General features: G+C 55.0%; 3 protein-coding genes. 2 read left to right on the top strand and 1 reads right to left on the bottom strand.

What is annotated here, in order from left to right; translation table 11 throughout:
• Window positions 1–2,206: 2,206 nt before the first annotated feature.
• Window positions 2,207–2,713, bottom strand: a complete 507-nt coding sequence (locus AC1DT3_RS13990; RefSeq protein ID WP_477465860.1) for an antA/AntB antirepressor family protein — start codon at window positions 2,711–2,713, stop codon at window positions 2,207–2,209.
• A gap of 109 nt (window positions 2,714–2,822) precedes the next feature.
• Between AC1DT3_RS13990 and AC1DT3_RS13985 the strand changes: the two genes are divergently transcribed.
• Window positions 2,823–3,020 carry a helix-turn-helix domain-containing protein gene (locus tag AC1DT3_RS13985; protein ID WP_477465859.1) on the top strand — a complete coding sequence of 66 codons (198 nt, stop codon included), beginning with the start codon at window positions 2,823–2,825 and terminating at the stop codon, window positions 3,018–3,020.
• A 129-nt stretch (window positions 3,021–3,149) separates the two neighbouring features.
• Window positions 3,150–3,809 carry a hypothetical protein gene (locus AC1DT3_RS13980; protein WP_477465858.1) on the top strand — a complete coding sequence of 220 codons (660 nt, stop codon included), beginning with the start codon at window positions 3,150–3,152 and terminating at the stop codon, window positions 3,807–3,809.
• Window positions 3,810–3,862 lie beyond the last annotated feature (53 nt).

The raw sequence follows: 3,862 nt of genomic DNA, 5'->3' as shown, positions 1-3,862 counted from the left end.
CCCCAGAGCGGACCGTGGAATTCAAAAAAGCCGCTAACGGTACCTGAGAGCGGACCGTGAACCCCGTTTTTGGCGCCTTATCGGTACCTGAGAGCGGACACTTATAGTTTACCAGGTAGGGGGTGCGGACTGACACGCTCTCACCTCCTGGAATAGAGCGGCCGACGCAGGTGCTCGAAACACCCCGCCGGCCTAACCATCGAAAACCAGGAAAGGTCAATTCAAATGGCTTCAAATGAATATAGCAATCCATGCGCGGTGTGCAATTCCTCTCCCGAAATGGTGATGACGGAACGTGGATCGCTGCGGGGCAGCAATCGGGCAGCCGAGGTTGTGACAATCAGCATCACCAAAGGAGAAATCGAAGAGGCTTGGAGAAGCATCAAGATCATTCAAGAAGGTGAAATACAGCTGCACGCCGCTGTTCGGTTCGCGAGAGCACGCAGAGTTCCCGAGACCGGACAGGCGCATCAGGATGGCGCGCTTTCCATCACGAAGGGAGCCGCAAACCTTCTCGTCTTTCTCGAGCGGCTGAAATCTGACGGAACCGCTGTCGAGACGGTCGGTGTAGCTCGAGGTGCAGCATGAGCGCGCGGCGCGCCGTGCTGAGCGTTTGAGTCTTCCTGTMCCAATGTAGCTTTGGCCGCCGTGGCACTCGATCGCTTGAAGGTGGCAGACCCAAGCTGGAAATGAAGGAGAGAAAATGACCGAGAACAAGAAGTGTTACTGGTGCGAGAGTGCGGAGCCGTTAAGGGCATCATTGTGGGAGTTTGGAAAACAACGTGTGACCCTCAGACTTTCAGAGCCATCATGTTGGATGTCACCACCGGATTTCACGACATCTGCTCGATCGGCGTAACGGAGCCCGACGCAGAGGCGAGAGCACTGTCCATTGCTGAGGCCGTCTATGGCGCACTAACTGTCGCGGACATGACTTGGAGCTTTCCAACATCCGGTGATGTTCCCACTTCGAATCTACGGTTGGTTCGCTGATGGATGCGGATTCTAGCTGCGCCAGCAAACGCAAAACGCCGAAAGTGATCCGACCAAAATTGGAGCGCAGAGCGTTTGTAGTCGGCGATCCACCTCAGCGCATAATACCAAAGGAAATGGCGAGCGCGCTGCTGCGTACTGCGCGCAAGCGCCTCGGCTTCGCACGGCAGGACATCGACCAGTTGATCGCAGATGGCCTCGTTGTGCGATGGGGACGACCTTCGCACCAACTTGTCATTGAAGCCTCTGTAGTCAAAGTCATGAACTCACTCATTGCGGATGGTCGCGGAAAGGCTAACCCCGGCCTGCCATTTGGGAAACAGCGCTGGCCACCACATCAGAGACATCGCAATGACGAACCAAGTCTTCGTCCAAGATTGGGGAAACAGGTTGCTTCCATCGATCGACGCTCTGACCATGGATGATGACGAAGAACCACTTTTGACAAAGCGCCGCAATCTGGGTTTGCTTAAAGGAGGATATCAAACGAAAATCACGGCTTTTCTACATTCTCGTAGAAAACGTAGACGAACTCCTTGAAAACGTTTCGAACATTCCGAACAAAGAGGATCGTCGTGCGTGGGTCATTGGTTTCCCGAACTTGGGGAACCAATGCTGAGCGGCAAGCAACTTAAGAACCCTTATGGATATTTGCGAGGACGCGAGGAACTCGGAGGCCAGCCCTCAATCGTGCGACTAGCGTCCCGGTCTAATTTTCCCCGAAACTGGGGAAAAATCCGAATGACGGCCATTCGTCCAATCCGGCTAAGAGGATCCACCCCAGTCGCGATGTGGAGTCGTCAGCAATCGTGAAGGGTTACAATCAGGGCAAGCTTGCCTTTACTCTCCAAAACGGGGGAGCAATCATTTCAAAGATTTACGATGCCGAAATGTACTCCGCACACGGCCCGGGAGGGAGATGACCTCCGGGCCAGAAAGACAAAAACTTTGGCTCATTTTAGCGAAAGTGGTCTCCGCCGGAGGCGCTGCATCTCACAAGATCACACGGTGAGGATATCGAGTCGGCCCGCTCGGGGGGGGGGCTTGGTTCGGATCTGGAGCGCCATTGCGGCATCTGCGATGCAGAGAGGGAGCCGTCGGCGTTGGCAATGTGATCCATCGAAGTAATCCGTCGGCCGTCCACCGGTCGGTAAAAATTTACCGACCGTCGGGACTTCCAACAACATTGAAGTCGTCAATTCGACTTTTCGATCTAATTTCGAAACTCGAACTTCACCTTGCGCTCACATTCGATGAAATAGCGGCGGGCCTGCTTGCCCTTCTCGTTCCGCTCGACCATCGAAAGCTCTTTGGCCATATCGAGGGAGATAGCGTATTCCTTGGAGGGGCGACCTCCCTGGGGGTTGTTTCCCGTTTCGGAAAAAACTACGTAATCCACGTCTTCAACGAAATCGTACTGCTGAATTCGCTCCACTATCCAAGCGGCAAATACCCTTCCGACTTCCATGAAGGCATGTAGATCGCGGGCGTTCACGGTCTGAACCGTCGCTTCCCCGATTGAACCATCGACCACACTCGGAAGCGGCGCCTCCGACATTGCGTCGGACACAAGGCGCAAGATCGGCTCACCGTGATTGTTCTCAAGGATGATTGGACTTGCCAACACAGTAAGCGGAGCCATCGAGTGAATCGGTGAGAGCGACTTATCCACAGTACAAGAGTGAACAAACGAGTGGCGCAAAGCAATATATCGAAACACATCGCACTCCTGTCAAATTGAAGCATCATTGATTGTTTACAGCATCGCGAATTATCGCTGATGCTTATCCTCAGATTTGAGCGAGTGCTCAGTACCGCTGAGGATTACGATGTTAAACGATCACTCGATTGCGACGCGATTGCTTCCCGTCAGCGAAGCAGCAGAGCGGCTTAATCTCAGCAAATCGAAGACTAACCAGATCATTCGTGCTGGCGAACTCGACGCGCGCAAATTGGGGCGCCGCGTTGTCGTGCCGGATACGGCAATCGCCACATTCATCGCATCGCTGCCTTCCGCAAAGCGCTAGGACTGAGACGGCGATGATGACCACGAAAGAGATTTCAGACCACGGCGAAGGAGAATCTCCTCTCCCAGGGCGTCGTGACGCGGCTGCGTCGGTTTCTCCGGCGCGGTCGCAAACCAATGCGAGGTGGGTATGACGGCTGAATCAATCCAACGCGACGTCAAGCACTGGCGCGCACAGGCAGCGCGAGGCGCGAAGCGCGGCGCGTGCTCAATGGCCGCCGCTGAGAGCATTCTTGCCAAGTACGCTTCAGGTGTCATTGAACGCGGCGTTGCCGCGCTGGATATCTACAATCTAACGCAAGGTCTGCCTTTGAAATCTGCAGCCGTTCCTCTTCCGGAGGGCTACCGGCATGCCGGCGCGTCGGATGGGACTAGTGAGACAACCGGACTCGACGGCGGTGGAGAAGCGGCGACCACTACAAAGTTCGACAAAGTCCCGACCATCCTTCGAGATCAAAGGGACGTCACAGGCAGTGCAGATCGCGATGATGAGATCGTAGAGACTGTCTTCAAGTCCGGAGGATATCCCGCAAGCGCGACAATGCCGAATGATGGCCTCACAGATAGCGAGCGGGCTCAGGTCGAGAAAATCCTAGAGGATCACCGATCCGCCATTGGCATCACGACACTGGACGATGCGGACGCTCGAGCGGCCGATCGAGTTTTTGAAAGCGCAGGATACCCCGCGCGGTTGACCCATCCAGATCCGAAAGTTCGGCAGATCTTGTCTGATCAGTATGCCGTGACCCAGCATGAACCCCGATGGAGGCAAGATGGACGCAACAGATAAGCAGCAATCGAGCGTCGACATTCGCGCTGAGATATCTGAGCTCAAGCGTGGAC

The sequence above is a fragment of the Microvirga sp. P4_G7 genome (assembly GCF_056401005.1).
This window is presented reverse-complemented; position numbering and strand designations above follow the sequence as displayed.

Excerpts from the sequence above, each read along its gene's own strand:
- AC1DT3_RS13985 (WP_477465859.1), top strand. The coding sequence starts at position 2,823 with ATGTTAAACGATCACTCGATTGCGACGCGATTGCTTCCCGTCAGCGAA.
- AC1DT3_RS13980 (WP_477465858.1), top strand. The coding sequence starts at position 3,150 with ATGACGGCTGAATCAATCCAACGCGACGTCAAGCACTGGCGCGCACAG.